This window comes from Stutzerimonas stutzeri, assembly GCF_000952685.1.
Taxonomy (GTDB): domain Bacteria; phylum Pseudomonadota; class Gammaproteobacteria; order Pseudomonadales; family Pseudomonadaceae; genus Stutzerimonas; species Stutzerimonas stutzeri_E.
The window spans coordinates 409955-429018 of the sequence record NZ_JYHV01000011.1; the positions used below are offsets into that span (position 1 = coordinate 409955).

At 59.7% G+C, this 19064-nt stretch carries 16 protein-coding genes; 11 read left to right on the forward strand and 5 right to left on the reverse strand.

Annotated features, from left to right (window positions below):
• Positions 1-112: 112 nt before the first annotated feature.
• From UF78_RS05785 to UF78_RS05795, 3 genes are all read right to left on the reverse strand, one after another.
• Positions 113-1618 (reverse strand): sialate O-acetylesterase, encoded by a 1506-nt coding sequence (locus UF78_RS05785; RefSeq protein WP_045161073.1) that lies wholly within the window; start codon positions 1616-1618, stop codon positions 113-115.
• A gap of 137 nt (positions 1619-1755) precedes the next feature.
• On the reverse strand, positions 1756-3474 hold the full coding sequence (locus UF78_RS05790; protein ID WP_045161074.1) for a response regulator: 1719 nt from the start codon (positions 3472-3474) through the stop codon (positions 1756-1758).
• Complete coding sequence (locus tag UF78_RS05795; RefSeq protein WP_045161075.1) at positions 3461-4984, reverse strand: ATPase domain-containing protein; 1524 nt, start codon at positions 4982-4984, stop codon at positions 3461-3463. The genes UF78_RS05790 and UF78_RS05795 overlap by 14 nt, the downstream gene beginning before the upstream one ends.
• A gap of 438 nt (positions 4985-5422) precedes the next feature.
• Between UF78_RS05795 and UF78_RS05800 the strand changes: the two genes are divergently transcribed.
• Positions 5423-6733, forward strand: coding sequence for an ABC1 kinase family protein (locus tag UF78_RS05800; protein ID WP_045161076.1), 1311 nt, complete (start codon positions 5423-5425; stop codon positions 6731-6733).
• A gap of 141 nt (positions 6734-6874) precedes the next feature.
• Here UF78_RS05800 and UF78_RS05805 read toward each other — a convergent pair whose 3' ends face one another.
• Complete coding sequence (locus tag UF78_RS05805; protein ID WP_045161077.1) at positions 6875-7267, reverse strand: VOC family protein; 393 nt, start codon at positions 7265-7267, stop codon at positions 6875-6877.
• A 146-nt stretch (positions 7268-7413) separates the two neighbouring features.
• Entirely contained in the window at positions 7414-8868 is a 1455-nt protein-coding gene (locus tag UF78_RS05810) for an MBL fold metallo-hydrolase (RefSeq protein WP_080890553.1), read from the reverse strand.
• Positions 8869-9450: 582 nt separating this feature from the next.
• Here UF78_RS05810 and UF78_RS05820 point away from each other — a divergent pair.
• The 10 genes from UF78_RS05820 (at position 9451) to UF78_RS05865 (ending at position 18902) form a co-directional block, all read left to right on the forward strand.
• Complete coding sequence (locus UF78_RS05820) at positions 9451-10047, forward strand: paraquat-inducible protein A (protein WP_045161080.1); 597 nt, start codon at positions 9451-9453, stop codon at positions 10045-10047.
• Complete coding sequence (locus UF78_RS05825; protein WP_045161081.1) at positions 10044-10688, forward strand: paraquat-inducible protein A; 645 nt, start codon at positions 10044-10046, stop codon at positions 10686-10688. Before UF78_RS05820 ends, UF78_RS05825 begins: the two co-directional genes overlap by 4 nt.
• Positions 10669-12315: an intermembrane transport protein PqiB gene (locus UF78_RS05830; RefSeq protein WP_045161082.1), complete on the forward strand. Its 1647-nt coding sequence runs from the start codon at positions 10669-10671 to the stop codon at positions 12313-12315. Before UF78_RS05825 ends, UF78_RS05830 begins: the two co-directional genes overlap by 20 nt.
• 15 nt (positions 12316-12330) lie before the next feature.
• Entirely contained in the window at positions 12331-12879 is a 549-nt protein-coding gene (locus UF78_RS05835) for a PqiC family protein (protein WP_045161083.1), read from the forward strand.
• Between the two features lie 80 nt (positions 12880-12959).
• A complete protein-coding gene (locus tag UF78_RS05840; RefSeq protein WP_045161084.1) occupies positions 12960-13484 on the forward strand; it encodes a transporter suffix domain-containing protein in 525 nt (174 codons plus the stop codon).
• Between the two features lie 64 nt (positions 13485-13548).
• Entirely contained in the window at positions 13549-14679 is a 1131-nt protein-coding gene (locus UF78_RS05845) for an HlyD family secretion protein (protein ID WP_080890554.1), read from the forward strand.
• On the forward strand, positions 14669-15715 hold the full coding sequence (locus UF78_RS05850) for a DUF2955 domain-containing protein (protein WP_045161085.1): 1047 nt from the start codon (positions 14669-14671) through the stop codon (positions 15713-15715). Before UF78_RS05845 ends, UF78_RS05850 begins: the two co-directional genes overlap by 11 nt.
• 468 nt (positions 15716-16183) lie before the next feature.
• Positions 16184-16876 carry a DUF3313 domain-containing protein gene (locus UF78_RS05855; RefSeq protein ID WP_045161086.1) on the forward strand — a complete coding sequence of 231 codons (693 nt, stop codon included), beginning with the start codon at positions 16184-16186 and terminating at the stop codon, positions 16874-16876.
• A gap of 109 nt (positions 16877-16985) precedes the next feature.
• Positions 16986-17330: a hypothetical protein gene (locus tag UF78_RS05860; RefSeq protein WP_045161087.1), complete on the forward strand. Its 345-nt coding sequence runs from the start codon at positions 16986-16988 to the stop codon at positions 17328-17330.
• 201 nt (positions 17331-17531) lie between these two features.
• The gene (locus UF78_RS05865) at positions 17532-18902 is read left to right on the forward strand and encodes an IS1182 family transposase (protein WP_045161088.1); all 1371 of its coding nucleotides are present in this window, start codon (positions 17532-17534) and stop codon (positions 18900-18902) included.
• Positions 18903-19064 lie beyond the last annotated feature (162 nt).

Sequence of the window (19064 nt, forward strand, 5' to 3'; positions counted from 1 at the left end):
GAAAGCAGCAAGAGGCTCAAAGAAAGGCCTGAGCGCGCCCATTTTCGCCGCGACGGACGTGACGGGGACACCGCTGCTGCCCGTCTGTCGCAGTCATCTCCAGCACTTGGGCTCAGCGTGACGAGGCGTGCCCTTTGCCCGCTTGCAACTCGAACGCGATACTCCAGTTGTGCAGCGGATAGGGTTTGTCCACCAGTGCGGCGATGTTGGCTTCGCGCGGCATGCCTTCGTCCGGCAAGTATTCGTAGCGGGCGTCGGCCTGGCTCGGGTCGCTGTCGCGTAATTCACCGGCGCCTCCAACCCCATGGCTGGCATAGCGGATGCGCGGCGTGCCGACCAGATCGCGGCCGGCATTCAGGCGCACAACCGTGTCGGCGACGATCTCCACGGCTTCGATCGGCACCTCGCCCTGCTCGTCGATCAGGATGAAGCCGCGGTTCTCGATCGGCCGTGCCTGATGGCCGAGATAGGGTTGGTCGAATACCAGCGGCGGGGACGGCACATGGAAGTCAATGAGTATTTCGCGATCTTCGTAAGTGGCGCCGCGCGGCGACAGCGGTTGCCAGTTGCGGCCCTCTATCACCACCTGGTGATAGACCTTGCCGAGCATCTGGCCGAACCAGCGATAACCATTGGCCGACAGGTGAGTGCCCTTGTCCACGTAGGGGTAAACCGGCCCGGCGAGGTACCAGTTCGGCTCCTCCTGCGCCAGTTCCCACTGCGCCATGCCGATGTCGAGGCTGCCATTGACCACCGATGATTTGGCATCGGTCTGGTAGCTGATGAACGCCGGCATCCGCTGCTGTCCGGCGATCGCCTGCGCGGTATCGGCGTTCAGGTCGTCGCGCAGCTGGCGCAGCATCTTCTTGTAGTAAGCCTTGTCGTTGATGCCACCCTGGGTCTGCGAGTAGTCGTATTCACCCTGCAGCCAGAAGAAGGCGCTTAGGCGGTAGCTGGCGCCTTGCGCGTCAGCGATCTGCTTGGCCTGGTCGACCGCCTGCAGCACCCGTCGATACTCGTGGGTGCCGCCGACCTTGGACAGCTGCGCGATGGAGCGCCCGGAGGTGGACGCGTTGCTGGCCACGAACAGGTGCTCGGGGTCGGCTGCGACGCCGTGCTTTGCGAGATAGAGGCGGCGGGCCATATTCAACGCGCCGACTTCCACGGATTCGCCTTCCTCCTGCGCATGCTCGTCCAGTCTCGCCACCGACCGGCCATCGAGGATGACCTTCGGATCGCGCTTGAGCTGGACAACGGCCCTGAGCGGCTTGAACGCGAATTCGCCGACCGGTACGAATCGGTCGCCGCTGAATGTCGCCGAACGCACCGAGTCGCCCAGCATCAGATTGTCGTACTTCGGCTGTTTCGACAGCGCCGGCCAGCCTTCGGCGGCCGAGGCCAGGGACTGACCGTAAGTGACGATGTGGTTGTATCTGGCCGTCGGCGCCGGTGCGCGATGATTGGGGGATGCCATGAGCTGCTCGCTGAAGCGCTTGTTCTGCGCGTCGCGGGTCGCCAGAGAGGCGTCGTCGGCCAGCGATGAGGCAGAGGTGCTCAACAGTACGGCGGCGACCGTTGCGTAAGTGAAGGGCCAGGCGGTGAGGAGCTGTGCAGGCATGCCATTTCCTTTGTTGAACTGCGACCAGGCCCTGTGCCAAACAGGTTCGGACCGGGTCGTTTCGGAATTGGCGTTCGACGGTGAAGGCTGTGCTTAGTTCGGCTTCGGCTCGCCGAGGCGGTATTTCGACGTTTCGCTCAGTGACGTGATGAGGCGAGCGGCTGAGGGGCGTGCCGTGGCGCGGGTGCATTGTCCATCGCGTCTTTGATCGCCTGCGCGAGTTCTTCCAGTCGATAGGGTTTGGCCAGTACGTAGACACCTTCCTCATCGGCGGTTTTTTTCGCGGCTTCGGCGTAGCCGCTGGTGAGCAGCACCGGAATGTCGCGGTGTTTCGTGCGGATCTCTCGTGCCAGCTCCACGCCGTTCATACCGCCGGGCATCATCACGTCGGAGAAGACGATATCCACCTTGCGTCCGTTTACCAGGGCGCCCAGCGCCGCCGCGGCACTGGTGGCGAGGGTCACGGTGAACCCCAGGTGTTGAAGCATTTCGCCGACCAGTGCCGCGACCGCTTCGTCATCGTCAACCAGCAAGACATTGCCGGCCGAGACCTGCGCCGCGACCTCCACTTGCATGCCTGCCTGGCCAGGCGCGTCCGGGACGGATGTTGCACGGGGCAGTAGCAGCACCACGCTGGTGCCCCGTTCACACTCGGTATCGATCCACACCGTGCCGCCAGACTGCCGGGCGAAACCATAGACCTGCGCCAGGCCGAGGCCGGAGCCCTTGCCGATTTCCTTGGTGGTGAAGAAGGGGTCGAATACACGTCCGCGTACATCGTCCGGGATACCGGTGCCCGAATCGATCACCGCCAGGCGGACAAAATCGCCACGCTGGCCCAGCACCTGCTCGTCTGGTGCATTCGAGGCCTGCAACAGGATCGTGCCACCGTCAGGCATGGCATCGCGGGCATTGACCGCCAGGTTGAGGATCACCAGCTCCAGCTCGCCGGGATCGACTTCCACTGGCCACAGATCGTCGGCGAACTGCACCTCGACGTGCACGTCGCCACGCAGGCTGCGGTCGAGCAGTTCGCGCATCCGGCTGATGCGATGGGCCAGATCGACCGCCTCGGGTGCCAGCGACTGCCGCCGCGAGAAGGCCAGTAGCTGTCGGGTCAGGGCGGCGCCACGCTGTGCGGCCTGGCGCATGCCGTCCATCAGACGCTGGCGGCGATCTGGATCGGAGCGGCGATCGAGCATGTCGAGGCCGCCAGCGATAACCATCAGCAGATTGTTGAAATCATGTGCGATGCCGCCGGTGAGCTGCCCGATGGCCTCGATCTTCTGCGTTTGACGCAATGTTTCTTCGATGTGGGCACGTTCCACCATTTGCGTGCGCAGCTCGACGTTGGCCTGCTCCAGTGCCCGGGTACGTTCGACCACCAGCGCTTCGAGCTCATGCGAGGCCTGCTCGCGGGCCTCGATCAATGCGCGGACCTCGTACTGGCGAAGGCGGCCGCGTATGGCCGCCTGGACGGCGCTGGTGAGGGTGATGCTTTGCACCGGGCGTTCGAGCAGAGAGACATTGCGCAACGCCGCGACCAGGCGTTGCCGCCAGGCACTGACCGCCGGCTGTCGGTGCTTGCTGGTCAACACCACGAACGGAAAGTCGGACCAGGCCGGTTGTGCATCGACCCACGCACCCAGGGCCTTAAGGTCCTGGCCGAACAAGGCCTCTTCGGCGATGAACACCGCGTCGGCATCGTGTTCGGCGCGCTCCAGCACCTCGGCGACGCTGTGGCAGACATCGGCAGCCATCCCGCTGCGGCGCAGCAGGTCGGCCGTTGCCGGGCCGTCCCTGCCGATGGGTGCGAAGACGACTACTAATGGGCTTTCTCGCTTAGGCGTCGTCATGCTCGTCTTTCATGAGAGGGCTGGCATCGCCGGTGTACGTCGGCGTGCCCAAGAATATGCCGCTGAAGTGCACGAGCGGCAGTCCGACCTTGATGCCGGAAGCGCCAAGGCGAAACTCCCGGATGCTGTTTTCGTGGCGTCCGCTGCGCTTTTTAACCACAGACATCGCGCGCCGGACGACGCCGGCATGCTCGAAGTAGCGCAGCATGATAACCGCATCACTGAGATAGCTGATATCGATGGGCGTATCCATCGGTCCCACCAGGCCGTGCTGAGCGAGCACCATCACGCTGATCACACCTTTCTGACCCAGATAGCTCAGCAGCTCGTGCATTTGCAGGATCAAGAAACGGCCATCGGGCATGGCGTTCAGGTAGCCGTTGAGGCTATCCAGTATCACCAGTTGCGCCCCTTGCTCCTCGACGCTGTGCCTCACGGCGGCGGTGAACTCGCCGGGCGACAGCTCGGCGGGATCGATCTGTTGCAGGTGCAGCAAACCGCGTTCGATCCAGGGTTCGAGATCCAGGCCGAGCGCTCGAGCGCGCGCCAGCAGCGTGCCGATGCCCTCGTCGAAGATGAAAAACGCCACGTGCTCGCCGCGCTTGCAGGCCGCTGCGGCAAAACCCAGTGCCACCGAGGATTTACCGACGCCGGCCGCTCCGATCAGCAATGCGTTGGTGCCACGTTCCAGACCGCCGCCCAGCATCTTGTCCAGTTCGTCGTTGCCGCTCGAGGTGAATTCGCCGACGAACGGCGAGTGGTGTTCGGCGGCGATCAGACGCGGGTAGATCGCCAGGCCGCCGGTCTTGATCGTGAAGTCGTGGTAGCCGCCCCGGAATTTGATGCCGCGCATCTTGATCACCCGCAGGCGTCTACGCTCCGCGCCGTAATCAATGGCCAACTGCTCCAGCATCACCACCCCGTGTGAAATCGAGTGGAGTTGCAGATCGCCGCTTTCGGAGGTCTGGTCATCGAGCAGGATCACCGTGCAACGGCGCGTGGTGAAGAAGTGCTTGAGCGCCAGGACTTGTCGGCGATAGCGCAGCGGGCTCTGCGCCAGCAGACGCATTTCGGACAGGCTGTCGAAAATAACCCGGGTCGGGTTGGTTGCGCTGACGCGGTCGAAGACCTGTTTGGTGGTCTCGCTCAGCTCCATCTCGGCCGGATGCAGCACGGTCAGTTCGAGCTCGGGGTCGAGGGCGTCTTCGGGCGTCACCAGCTCGAAAACATCTATACCATCGAGCGTCCAGCCGTGACGCTTGGCGACGAGTTCCAGTTCCTTCTTGGTTTCCGAGAGCGTTATGTAGAGCACTCGCTCGCCATGGCGTACACCTTCGAGAAGAAACTGCAGAGCGATAGTGGTCTTGCCGGAGCCTGGGCTGCCCTCGTAGAGATACATTCGATTAGGGTCCAGTCCCCCACCGAGGATGTCGTCGAGGCCTGCGCTGCCAGTCGAGATACGAGGGCATTCGTCATCGGTCGTCGGCAACTGATCAAAGGAATCGGTCATTCCATACTCCTTACGCAGGGCTCCAGACGGAGGCTGCGTGTCCTTGTTCCAGGCTTCGTGACGTATGGCAATGAAGCAGCTGGAACACGCCCGTAAATGCCGCGTGGCGGTCGGGCAAAAAGCCCCTTCAATCGGTTCGCCGATGGCTCTGACGAAGCTTCGCATAGATGCTGCCGGCAGGCGATAACCGAGGGGCACCGTCCTCTAATCCGACTGGGCTTTCGTCGCACCGTTCCCCTTCCCCCTGCCGTTAGCGGTCATCACCGGAACGCTGTCATAGGCGCTAGGCCACGTCGTAGAGCCGTTCGGATGTCGTTTCGCTTGTAAGGTGCGAGTGCACCGCCTGCGCTGCGCCGATGCAACAGATCGTAATCATTGGCGCTTGGATCGCCTGACCGGCTGGCCCATGATCGGGCTTTGTTTGATCAGGTGGCCCGGATGTCACGACCCTCACGTCCATCGGCCTCGGCTCTCGGCCGGTTGCTGCGCCTGGGTGGCACCGGCGCGCGGATCGCTGGCAATCTCGTGGTGCAGCGCATCACGTCGGGTAAGGCGAGTATCGACTGGGCGCCGGTCGGTGAGCTGCTGGGCGATACGCTGGGGCAGATGAAGGGCCCGGTGCTCAAGCTCGGTCAGCAGGCATCGCAATGGCAGGATGTGCTGCCGCCACCGATCAGCGCGGCGCTGTCCCGGCTGCAGAATCAGGTCCCGTCACTGCCGTTCGCCCCGCTCGAATCCCACCTGCAGCGCCTTTACCACGGCCGGTTGTATGAGCTGTTCGACAGCATCGAGGCGCAACCCGCCGCGGCGGCGTCGCTGGGGCAAGTGCACCGTGCGCGTGACCGGCAGGGGCGAGCGCTGATCATGAAGATCCAGTACCCGGGCATTCGTGCAATTTGCGATGCCGACCTGCGACAGCTGCGCCGGCTGATGCCGTTGGGGCGGCTGTTCGGCACGCCCTCGGCACGGCTCGAGTCGGTCTACCGCGAGCTGCAACGCGTGATCGACCAGGAACTCGATTACGGTGCCGAGCGCAACAATCTTGAGCGCTTTCGCCAGCACTTCGCGGACTGGCCCGGCGTGCGCATTCCGTTTTCCGTCGCGGCGCTGTGCCGCCCGGGTGTGCTGGTGCTGGAAGAGCTGCCGGGGCGCTCGATGAATGAGGTCGACCAGGCATCCGCCGAGATTCGTCAGCGACTGGCCGAAGCCCTCTGCGACTGGCTCGCCGAGCAGGCATTCGGCCTCGGACAACTGCACGCCGACCCGCATCCGGGCAATCTTGCCTGGACCGATGCCGGGGAACTGGTGATTTACGATTTCGGCAGTGTCGTCCCGCTGCCGATGCGCTTGCTGCGCGCTTATGTACAGATCTTCGATGCCTTGCGCGGCCCATCCAGCGAGGCGCTGGAGGCGGGCTTCCAGGCTCTCGGTGGGCGCCAGCCAGGCAGCGCCCCGCCGCATGGCCTGTATCGCCGCATTCATCTCCTGCTGCATCCGTTACTGCAACCCGGAGCGCAATGGGATTTTCGCGGCGCGTCCCTGCATCAGCAACTGGTCGAACTCTCGCCGTTGCTGATGTCTGCGCTCGGCAGTCTGCAGCCGGCGTCCGGTACGCTGCTGGTCAACCGCACGCTGGAAGGGCATTACTGGAACCTCTACCGGCTCGGCGCCTGCCTGCCAGTCGCTGATCTGCTGGCAAGCCGCATCGCGCAATGGCGTGCCATCGTACAACCCGACAAACCGGTCTAAGCGCTCAATGAAATCGGATTCGACCATTCAACCAGGCCCGATTGCGGCCAGAAGGCAAACAGGTGGATGCGCCGCAACGGGCTGCGACGCATCGACTTTCATTCAGCGCCGCACCATGGCCGCACGGCGCTGAACAAGCGGTTACGGGGCGCGGTAGATCGCGCACAGTTTGTTTCCGTCAGGATCGCGTACATAGCCCAGGTGCATCGCGCCGAGGCTGCCTTCACGCAGCCCCGGCGGCTCTTCACAGGTGGTGCCGCCATGCGCGACGGCTACGTCGTGAAACGCCTGGACCTGCTCGGGTGAGTTGCATTTGAAGCCAATCGTGCCGCCATTGCCTACCGTCGCTGGTTCACCGTTGATGGGCTCGGTGACACCGAACAGGCTCCCGTCGTGATGGTAGAAAAGGCGAGTGTGCCCGGAAGGAGCGGTATTGCGGAGCGGCTCGCCTGCGCCGAGCACACCGAGCACTGCGTCGTAGAACCGCTTCGACCGTTCAATATCATTCGAACCGACCATTACATGATTGAGCATGGACCCCTCGCTACGTGGTTGGATGATGCAAACACGCACTCTAGCACCGGTAACAAGCGAGCCGTCAAAGGACGGATCCCGCTGTGCACGGGGCGCTCCGACACATCCATACCGGTACTACAGACATGCGCGCCAGGGGCGGCAACCTAGGGGATGGCGATCTCCCCGTTCTTTCCGGCTTCCCGGTACCGAGCCCGCAGCACATCGGCCAGTCGCTGCTTGGCCTGGTCTTCGCCGTGGATGAGGCGGATTTCCTTCGGCCATTCCGTCATCCGGGTGACGAAGCCGACCAGGTCAGCTTGATCGGCGTGTGCGGAATAGCCACCGACGCTGTCGATACCGGCGCGGATGTCGATGCGCTGTCCGTCCAGATCGACGAAACCACCATCCGGTCCATGGGTCTGGATGTCGCGCCCCGGCGTGCCCTTGCCCTGATAACCGACGAACACCACATTGTGGCGCGGATCGCCCAGCATCGCTTTCAAGTAGTTGACGATCCGCCCGCCCGAGCACATCCCATTGCCCGCGATGACGATTGCGGGCCGTGCGGTCTGGGTGAGGTGCTCGACGATGCGCATATGCTCGTCGTGGCTGTCGACGGTGATGAGCTGCTTGAACGACAGCGGCTTGCGGCCTTCCTTCATACGATCGCGAGCATCTTCGTCCCAGAATGCCTGCAGCTCCTTGTAGGTTGCGGTGAATCGGCTGGCCAACGGCGAGTCGAGAATGATCGGAATCTGCGGCCAGTCGATATCGGGATCGCCTTCCTGCGCTTGCCGCCCGGATTCGCCCACCGTCCTGTCCGCTTCTACCAACTCGCTCCGCTCATGGAGGATCTCTTCCAGCTCGTACAGCAGCTCCTGAGTTCGGCCAATGCTGAACGAGGGGATGAGCACGGTGCCCTCGTCGGCCAGGGCCCGCTCGATGACCGCCTGCAGCCGTTCGCGCCGATGCACGCGGTCTTCATGCCGGCGGTCGCCATAAGTGCTTTCCATAATCAGCAGGTCCGCGCGTTCGGGCGGCACCAGGTCAGGTAGCAGCGGTGAATGCGGAGCGCCCAGGTCACCGCTGAATACCACCCGCTCTGCCGGGCCCTCGGCGTCACTTAGTTCCAGCTCGACATAAGCCGACCCCAACACATGCCCGGCCGGCTGCAAGCGTACCCGGCAGCCGCCGCTATCCGTCTCGTTCAGGGTGAACCAGTGGCCGTAGGGCAGGGCGATGATGCGCTGCTCGACTACCTTGATATAACGCTCCAGTTGCGCCTGATCACGGCTGATGGACAGGCGAAAGGCGTCCTCCAGCACGATCGGCAACAGCCGGGCGGACGGCTCGCTGCACAGGATCGGCCCGCTGAACCCCGCCGCCAGCAGGTTCGGAATCCGTCCCACGTGGTCGATGTGCACGTGGGTGACGATCAACGCCTTGATGCCCTCGATGGAGAAATCCAGCGCCAGCTCATCGTCATCTGAATTTGCATCCTGCCCCTGAAACTGGCCGCAATCGATAAGGACGCTACAGCTGTCATCCATCCACAACTGATGGCACGACCCGGTGACGCCTTCATGAGCGCCGTGATGGATGAGTTTCGGATGCTTCATCGGAATTCCTTCACCAGCGGATGCCCCGACAATGAGTCGAGGCAGGGAAAGCGGTACGAGCCGCTTTTGCTAATGAAGCATTTGGCCGCCGGCGGGGTTGAACAGTTTCCGGCGACCGCCGAGCGGGAGCTCGGTTACGGTGCGAGAGTGGATACGGTTGTACCGTTCGCCGGGTGTCCTTTTTACTTTGGGCAGCGGCTTGGGGCAGCGGCCGCTTTCGGCCGAGGCTGTGTAAAAACGCGTTCCCCGTTTTGAAGTCTGCGTTCCTACGTGAAATCTGACAGAGCTTGGCTATTCAGCAGACCTGAATCTTTCGTAGCGACGCGATTTTGGGGACGATCCAGCTAGTCGCGTCCAGGCAAGAACGTTTTTACACAACCTCGGCCAGAAGCGGACGGTGGCTTCCGACCGTTCACCATAGATTGCAGTCTTGACACCGTAGATAACCGTTCCGCTTCCAAAAAAGATCTCAGCTCAATTCGACTTATTCGGATCTAGGGTCCACCATCATGTAACCCGCAGTTGCAGTACGGGTTTCCCCGCAGGGAGACGATCGCGCCTTATCGCTTACGAGTGATATCCATGGCTAACTGCAACGATTTGATCATCTGCGAACACTGCAATTGCGTGTTCGAGAAGGCTGCCCTTAATAGGCATCAGACCTCCCTTTGCTCACGTTGCGGTAGCGTGCTTCAGCGCTTTAATGGCCTGGCCATTGATCAACGGCTGGCGCTGACGATCACGGCTGCGGTGCTATGGCTTCTCGCAAACTTCTATCCCGTCATGGTCATCAGCCTGCAAGGGCTCAAGAGCAGCGCCACCTTATGGGATTCGGTGCTGGCGTTAAGCGTCGGACCGATTACGTTCATCGCGCTGGTCGCGGCAATTTCCATCATCATCGCACCGCTTTTCCAACTGTGCTTGCTGACTTGGGTACTCAGCTTCGCTCTTTCCCGAAGACGTGCCCCTGGCTTCGGTCTGTGCATGCGCTGGCTGGAGTCGCTCAGGCCATGGAGCATGCTTGAGGTGTGTCTACTCGGGGCACTTGTTGCAGTGTTCAAACTCGCCGGCATGTTGGATGTGCTGCCTGGCATCGGCTTGTTCGCCCTGGCCGTGCTTAGCTTGTTGCTGATTCGCATTGCCGGCCGCGACGTGCGCGAGCTTTGGGACGTTCTATGAATACGCCATACGTTGCCAGCGACCTCAATCTTTGCCTCTGCCACAGCTGCGGCAAGACGTGCGATATGACCGACCAGCCCTTGTCATGCGACCGTTGCGGCGCAGCGCTGCACGACCGAAAGATCAACTCCTTATCCCGCGCCTGGGCGTTCTTGTTGGCCGCCCTGGTGTTCTACGTTCCGGCCAATCTGCTACCGGTGATGAACACCAGCATGCTCGGTACAGGCGCAGACAGCACCATCATGAGCGGGGTTTTGGAGTTTTGGCAGCACGGCGCGTGGGACATTGCGCTGATCATCTTCATCGCCAGCATTGCTGTACCGGGCATCAAATTCGCAGCTCTTTCGCTCTTGCTTATTACCGCTCAACGCGGCAGCCAATGGGCCCGCAAGGAGCGCTCGAGGCTCTACCGTTTCATCGAACTCATCGGCTATTGGTCGATGCTCGACGTGATTGTGGTGGCACTAGTGGCTGCGCTGGTGAAATTCCACGGTTTGGCCAATATCGAGCCGCGTGCCGGCATTCTGTTTTTTGGGCTGGTGGTGGTCTTTACGATGCTATCGGCCATTAGCTTCGATCCACGTCTGATCTGGGACGGGCCGCGTGAAAAGGAGATCGTGAATGGAGTCACAAGTCACTGATCTGGTGCGAGGTAATGCCAAGCCCGTTATCAAAACGCGCCGTTTCAAAGTTTCGTTGGTTTGGATCGTTCCCATCGTGGCGGTGCTGGTAGGCATTTCGCTCGTGGTGCACAACGTCATGCAGGAAGGGCCGACCATAACGGTGACCTTCAGGACCGGTAGCGGGCTGGACGCCAACAAGACTCAGGTCAAATACCGCAATGTAGTAATTGGGTATGTATCGGATGTAGCGCTGAGCGAAGATCAAAGAAGCGTCGACGCCACCATAAAACTGGCCAAGGAAGCAGAGAGCTTCACACGCGAAGACTCACAGTTCTGGGTCGTGCGACCGCGTATCGGTGCAAGCGGCGTGTCGGGTATCGATACATTGCTGTCCGGCGATTATATCGGCGCCGATATCGGCCAGGCCGATGCGAGGGCCAAGCGATTCGAAGGCCTGGAAACGCCGCCGCCCATTACCTATGGCGAGCCTGGGAAGCGTTTTACGCTACGCAGCACGGATCTGGGGTCGTTGGACATTGGCTCCCCGGTCTACTTCCGCAAAATTCCTGTCGGTCAGGTTGTGGCATACGGATTGGAAGCAGACGGCAAAAGCGTCAGCATCGAGGTGTTCGTGCATGCCCCCAATGATGTTCACGTCACTCAGAACACGCGGTTCTGGAACGCTAGCGGTATCGACGTTAAATTGGGTGCTAACGGTTTTGCGGTAGACACCGAATCGCTGTCATCGATCCTCATGGGTGGCATTGCCTTCCGCGCCCCGCTTTACAGCCCCAACGACCTCCCCGCTACTGAAAAGAGCACCTTTGAGCTGTTCGACGATCAACTGGCTGCATTGGCCCCGCCGGACGGAAAAGCACAGTTTCTGAGCCTGCGCTTCGACCAGGCACTACGAGGGCTAAAAGTAGGCGCTCCTGTCGAGTTCCTCGGAGTGGAAATTGGCAAGGTGGTGGCGGTTGATCTGAATTTCGATCCCAAAGAGCGCAGCTTTCCTCTGGATGTTGGAATCGTGATTTATCCGCAACGACTCGGCAGGGCCCATGCGGAGATGCTCAAAGCCTTGAAGCATGATCCCAACGATGAGGCCGCCAGCGTTCGGCTCATGGGAGCATTCATCGAGAATGGACTGAGAGCGCAAGCACGAACCGGCAACCTGCTTACCGGACAACTATATATATCCCTCGATTTCCATCCAAAAGCGCCCAAGGTTGCGTTCGACCCCACCGCACGCCCTGTGGTCATTCCTTCGATTCCTGGAGATTTCGAGCAGGTTCAGGAGCGACTGCAATCCGTCGTTGAAAAGATCAGCAAACTGCCATTGGATCGCATTGCCGCGAATCTCGACGGCAGCCTCGTGGAATTGCGCAAGGTGCTGGCGCAAGTCAATGCCTCAACGCTTCCCGGCGTGTCAACGACATTGACGGAGGCTAGCAAAGCTCTGGAGTCGGCCAGTTCCACGCTCGCTGAGGATTCGCCGCAACGTGAACAGCTGACGCAAACGCTGGAAGAGCTGAGCCGCACGTCGCGCTCGCTTCGCGAACTCTCGGACTATCTGGGACGACATCCGGAATCGTTACTTCGCGGCCGGCCCGACAATGCCACGCCGCAACGAGCGCTAAGCAACTGAACGAGGGAGCACACTATGGTATTTCCCCGGACTACCTCGCTGGCAGCTGCGTTGCTTGCGCTCGTTGCATGCCGCAGTGATCCGATCCAGTTCCACACCCTGACCCCAATCCAGCCAGTCGCCGCAGTACGGCTCGATGCGGAAGTGGGGATCGAAGCCATTAGCGTACCGCCTCAGGTCGACCGACAGCAGATCGTAATTCGCCAGAGTGACAGCAGCCTGGCGATCCTTGAAACCCACTGGTGGGGCGCGAGCCTGGCTGAAGAACTGCGCAGTGCTATCGCACAGCAACTGCCTAATATCGCCGCTGGACGTAGGGTTTCGGTACGGCTGGATGTGCTGCGTCTGGATTCGATTCCCGGCCAATACGCATTGATCGACGTTAAATGGCGGCTGCGGGACCTCGGAGAGGGAGGCAATGCAATGGTGCATTGCAGGAGCACACTACAGACAGCGGCGGGCGTAGACATCGACGACATAGTGATCGCCCATCAGAACAATCTGCAACGCTTGGTCGAGCAAATCAGCGATGCGGCTAACGACGTAGCTCGGAAATGTCGTTGAAGAATTAGGGAGAAACAGAAGCTCATTCGCTGAGCCAATGGGAAGAAACCGGCCATCCATCCTTAGAAAGGTAATACATCATGACCACGGCAAGCGTTTCGGTAGCGCCAGAATCCGCGAAGTGGCGTTTCAAACTTGGCATCGCCTTGCTCTGTTTGATGCCCATCTTGTGGCTGCTTTTGCCGTTGGCCGCGGCAGCAGATGTCCCTGGGTCCACCATCGCGGCCCTGACCGGTGCGTTGTTCATCGTCAACAAAGTGCTGCTGCTACTGGTGATAGCGGTAATGGGCAAAGCCGGATTTCAGGAGCTCAAACAACACCTTTTTCGTCATGTATCAGGCTTTGCCACCAGCGCTGACGTCGAAGTGAGCCCCACGCGCCACCGTATCGGAATGGTGATGTTCTGCCTGCCCTTGCTCTCTTCGTTTCTCGAGCCCTATATCGACGCCCTGGCGCCGGGCCTTCGCCCCAACAGTTGGGCACTGCAGTTGTTGGGAGACGTGCTGTTGATCGGTAGCTTCTTTGTGCTCGGTGGCAACTTCTGGGAAAAGCTGCGGGCGCTGTTTATCCGCAGAGCACGGGTCATTACTCCCGGCGTGGTCTGAGTAACTCCAGCTCGCTCCGGCCCATACCCGATGACCCTCGACTGCATGCTTCGCAGGAGTACATATGGCCGAAACTCCGAACACGCCGGACCACGCCGAGCCGGCGAGTGCCCCTGAGCCGCTCCTGGAAAAACCTGCATCGGCCAACCCGCTGCGACGCGTCGCGCTGATAGTGGTGGCCTTGATTGCGGTGCTATTTGCTGTGTCCATTGCATTGGAGCGTCACACGCCATTGACTTCGCAAGCCGTGGTGCAGGCCTATGTGGTGCCGATGGCGGCCGAGGTAAGTGGCCGTGTGACCGAAATTGCCGTGATCGACAACGCGCGGGTAAAGCCCGGCCAGTTGTTGTTCCGCATAGACCCACTCCCTTACAGGCTGGCAGTCATTGATGCCGAGGCGCAGTTGGAAGCAGCGGGGCAGGCAATAGGGGCGAATACCGCCTCGGTGGACGCTGCCCAAGCCATGCTGGTGTCGGCTCGTGCACAGCGCGACAACGTGCGTGAACAAGCCCGGCGCGTGACTCATCTGGTCGAGCGAGGCGTGTTCGCCCGCGCGCGTCAGGATGAAACCGATGCGGCCCTTGGCTCCGCCGAAGCAGCCGTGAGCAAAGCACAGGCAGACTTGCAACGTGCACGTCAGCAACTGGGTGCCGATGGCAACGACAATCCGCAGCTCAAGCAAGCCCTGGCTACGTTGGAAAAAGCCAGGCTCGATCTGGTCCGTACTGAAGTTGTCGCGCCGTCCGATGGCGTTGTGACCAACCTTCAGCTTGCTGTCGGCCAGGTAGTGAGCGCCGGCCAACCAGCGCTAACCGTTATCGATGCCGGCACCGTTTGGGTTTCCGCTGCCTTTAAAGAAAACAGCCTGGAGCACATGCAGGCCAATGATCGCGCAGAACTGGTATTCGATCTGTTGCCTGGCCGTGTGTTCAAGGGCCATGTCGAGAGCGTCGCTTGGGGCGTTGCGCCGGCAGGCAGCAGCCAATCTGCATTGCCATCAGTGCGTAATCAGAGCGGTTGGGTACGCGACCCGCAGCGTTTTCCTGTACGTCTGATCGTGGAAGGTCCCCGCCCAACCGGTCCGCGCTACGGCTCACAGGTGACCGTCGTGGTGTATACGGAAGACGATCGCGTCACCAACTGGTTGGGCGCATTCACCATACGGCTGGGTGCCTGGCTCAACTATGTCAATTGAAAAACCATCGCGACTGGAGCTGCAGTGGGCCAAACGCCAGGGGCTGCGCGTCGCCATCGCCGTCACCGTAGGCTTATGTATGGGGCTGTTGCTAGGCGATCCTTTGCCATTTCTTGCGCCGTTGTTTGCGTCCCAGTTCCTCTTGGCGAGCCGTCGTCCGCCTGCGTTGCTTCAAGGGGTGGTGATTGTGTTGGTGATTATCCTAACCGGTGCGCTATTAGTATTTTTATCCGGCCTTCTTAGGGAGCGTCCGTGGGTACTGCTACCCCTGCTGTGGCTGTTTTACTTCGTGTGCTTCGTTGCCCAAGGACGACAGCGGGGCGGTGCCGTGCCGGTGTTGATGCTGCTGATCGCCATCGTCGTTCCGTTGCTCGACATTCTGCAGGACAACCTGGGTGAGCCGATCGTGCTGTTGTTGGCTAAGGCGATTAGCCTGGGAATGATGTTGTCATGGGCTACCCATGCCTTGCTGCCAAATCCAGTCGGTGACTACCGGGAAGAGCAATGTACGCTCGGGTATGATCTTGCTCTGGTGATTCGCCAGGCCGCGGCCAGCGGAGTAATTCTACTGGCCATGGTTGCCCTGTGCTTGAGCGATCCGCGATTGGCCACTGCAATGGTCATTCCGATTACTGTCGCCTCGTTGCTAAGCCAATTCGAGTTGAGCATGAACTTTCGGACTGCGCTTGGTCTGGTATTGGTCAACCTACTTGGAGGAGCGGCGGCATCGCTGGCGTTCGCCATAGTCGAGCTGCGCCCCTCTCTGTGGCTTGTAGCGCTGATCGTGCTGCTGGTCAGTCTATTGTTCGCAGGCAACGCAGCCATCGGCAACACCCGGGGTAAGATCTTTGGTGGCGGGCTTATCGTCTTTCTGATCCTCTTCGGACTCGGTATATCGCCACTACCGACCAGCACGTTGGAGCTGTTTTCGACCCGTATCGCCTATGTACTGTGTGCAGCCCTGTACGCCGTTGTTCTGGCGGCATTGCTGTGGCCGAGACCGCGTTCGTTTGAACATGTGGCTAACAACATTTAAGGATCAGCGCTAAAAGAACGACGAGCCGAGTGCCGATTTTTGATCCTGGTGCGCGTGCTTTTGGTGACCGCGGTGCCTCATTACGGATGCAACTGCTGAAGGCTGCTGGGAACGAAGAAGGTTTGATATCGCTTGGCAGAGATTCGCACGAGCCAACAAACAAGCAGTTGACCAGCTATACCTATTGAGTGAGACCGCATCCGCTTTTCGTAGGCATTCATGAGCTCGCTGCGAAGCAAAATGCAAAGTCGGCGTGTTAGCGGGGCAGCACATGTCTGGCTGCGAGCAAATGCTTTTCAATTGGCAGTGTTTCGCTTGTTCAGAAGCGTCGTTATCGAACTAAAGGTTTCAATTATAGGAGGCAACGAGTCTCTCAATGCATTAACGGAGACTAGGGATGAACACCGCATTGCTACAGGTAACACCTTTGCAAATGTTGTTAGAGCGCCAATAAACGGAGAGCCTTGAATGAACATGTCAAAAGCGTTTTTGATAAGCGTTGTTCTGAGCAATGTCATGCTCGGCGGGTGTGCTTCGAAGGTTACAGAAGAAGGGCAATACTCTGGCTTCCTGACAAGCTACGAAGGCTTGAAGCAAACCACTTCGGCAAACGGTCAGCCTGTCATGCGTTGGGTAGCTGAGGGTTTCAACCCCGACGCCTACGACACGATCGTGTTCGATCAACTCGAGCTTTATCCGACACCGAAGCCGAATGAGCGAATCAATTTACAGACCTTGCGGGAACTTCAGTTACTCACAAGCACAAGCGTAAAAAGCGCATTGGCTCAAAAGTACACTATTGTGCCTAGCGAAGACGCCGCGTTAGCAAGCTCCCGCTCCTTAGTTTTAAATGCCGCGATCACAGGCGTGACTGCTTCCAACGAAGGTATGCAGTGGTACGAAGTATTGCCTGTAACAGCAGTGGCCGGCATGGTTGCAGGCGCAGCGGGTTACCGCGACCAGAATACTGAACTGTATGTGGAAGCCGATCTTCTCGATGCAGCGACGGGGCAACCGGTTGTGAAAATCGTGCGAAAGGTTCTTGGCGATACTTTGGGGAGCAGTCGTCAGGCTATTACCGTCAATGACTTCAAATCGGCGATAAAGGGCTTGGCCGAAGACGTAAACGCTTTCGTTAATAATCGATATGAAGCCAACTAATCCGAACATGGCGGAAGACAGTGTCGTAGGCTGCCAGCCCTCGAGGATCGCGCGTTTGACGCCTAAGGCAACTATTGGAAACAGTTGAACGGGTGCGAAAAGGTCGAGCATGAAGAAGCTATGGGTGTGTTACCTGAGGCTGTTAGAAAAAGACCTTTGCGCCAAGGTCTTTGACAACGTAAAGAATCTATTGGTATGTGCACTTCTTTTTGCAGCGGGTACCAGTGCTCTGCACGCAGAGCAGCCGGTGATGCTCGGCCTGGTAAGCACGCGGGTAACTGGCGTAGGGCTGTTAGTGATATCTGCGCTTTTAATGTTTCTCACCATAAGTGATGGGTTGCACCGCGTCGCCCGGATGCGTTACCACAAGCTGCTGCAATTATCACTGTGGGTGTTTTATCTGATTCTGGCAGTAAGAATGGTGCAACTAGTTTGGAGCTTCCGGGCAGAGTAGCGCGTGGGATTAGGGTCATCCAACCACCACTCCAGTTTCATTTATAGCGTGCGTAAGCTGATGGGTCCCTTTGTCTGAATCCACAGCTATCTCTCAAGCGCAAACTGTCATGTCCGCTATCGGGCGATTCTGTTGAAAAAGTAGCTGCTTCCCCATGCCTTCGGCAAAATTGCTCTGTCAGTGAGCGTGGGGGCGAACAGCATGATGGGACAGTTACCGGGAGGGCAGCAGCGCCTGTTTTACTCGTTCAATCTGGAAGATCACGTCCCGCCCCAACACCTCCTGCGCAGCATCGACCAATGCCTGGATCTCAGTGATCTGCGCGCCTACCTGGCGGATTTCTATAGCCCCATCGGGCGTCCCTCGATTGACCCGGAATTGATGGTGCGTATGCTCGTCGTCGGCTACTGCTATGGCATTCGTTCCGAGCGTCGATTGTGCGAAGAGGTGCACCTGAACCTTGGCTATCGCTGGTTCTGCCGGCTGGGTCTGGAAGACGAAGTACCCAATCACTCGACCTTCTCGAAGAACCGACACGGCCGTTTTCGTGACAGTGGCCTGTTCCGCTGGTTGTTCAATGAGGTGCTGCGCCGCTGCATGGCGGCTGGCCTGGTCAAAGGCGAAGGCTTCGCTGTGGACGCCAGCATCATCAAGGCCGATGCTAGCCGCCAACGTGGCATGGCGGGTAATGAAGTCGATTGGAACGATCCAAAGCTCAGCAGTCGCGCCGTGCGCGAGTACCTCGAAGCCCTTGATGAAGAGGCGCTGGCTGAGGCTCTTCCTAAGAAAATTTCGCTCACCGATCCTCAGTCCCGTTGGACAGCAGCACCAGGCGGCCCGGCCTTCTTTGCCTACTCCACGAATTACCTGATCGACACTGAGCACGGTGTGATCATGGACGTGGAAGCTACCTCGGCGCACCGTACCGCCGAAGTCGATTCGACCAGGACGATGGTCGAGCGTGTCGAAGCGCAGTTCGATCTCACACCGGAACGCCTTATCGGCGATACCGCTTATGGCATCGCCCCGATGCTGGCCTGGATGGTAGAAGAAAAGGACATCGAGCCGCATGTTCCGGTGTGGGACAAGACCGAGCGCAAGGACGACAGCCTCTCCAGTAACGACTTCCACTGGAACCAGGAAGCCAATGAATATCGCTGCCCAGCCGGCAAACCACTACGCAGTGAATGGCGCGCCTTCACCCAGAAAAGATCGCGGGTGACCAAGGCCAACACCATCATTTACCGCTCCAGCCAAACCGACTGCGCCACCTGCTCGTTGAAAGCGAAGTGCTGCCCCAACACGCCGACTCGGAAGATCGTCCGCAGCATCCATGAGGCTGCCCGCGACGTGGCTCGACGTATCGCCAAGACACCGGAATACCTAGTCTCTCGCTGCGAACGAAAGAAGGTGGAAATGCTATTCGCCCACCTCAAGCGGATAATGAAACTTGATCGCTTACGGCTGCGCGGTCTGACGGGTGCGACTGATGAATTCACCCTGGCGGCGACGGTGCAGAACCTGCGCCGCATGGCCAAGCTTTTGCCTCAAGGGCCACCATTAATGGGATAGGTACGCCTGCTGCGAGCAGAAACCCTCAAATTAACCCTCAGAGCTGAGCAATGACGCTCAGCGAAACGCCGAAAGGCAACTTGAAGTGGCTTGCAGCCACTTCGACAGCCGGTACATCCGACCGCCTGGCTGCCGCTAAACCTGCTTTTTCAACAGAATCGG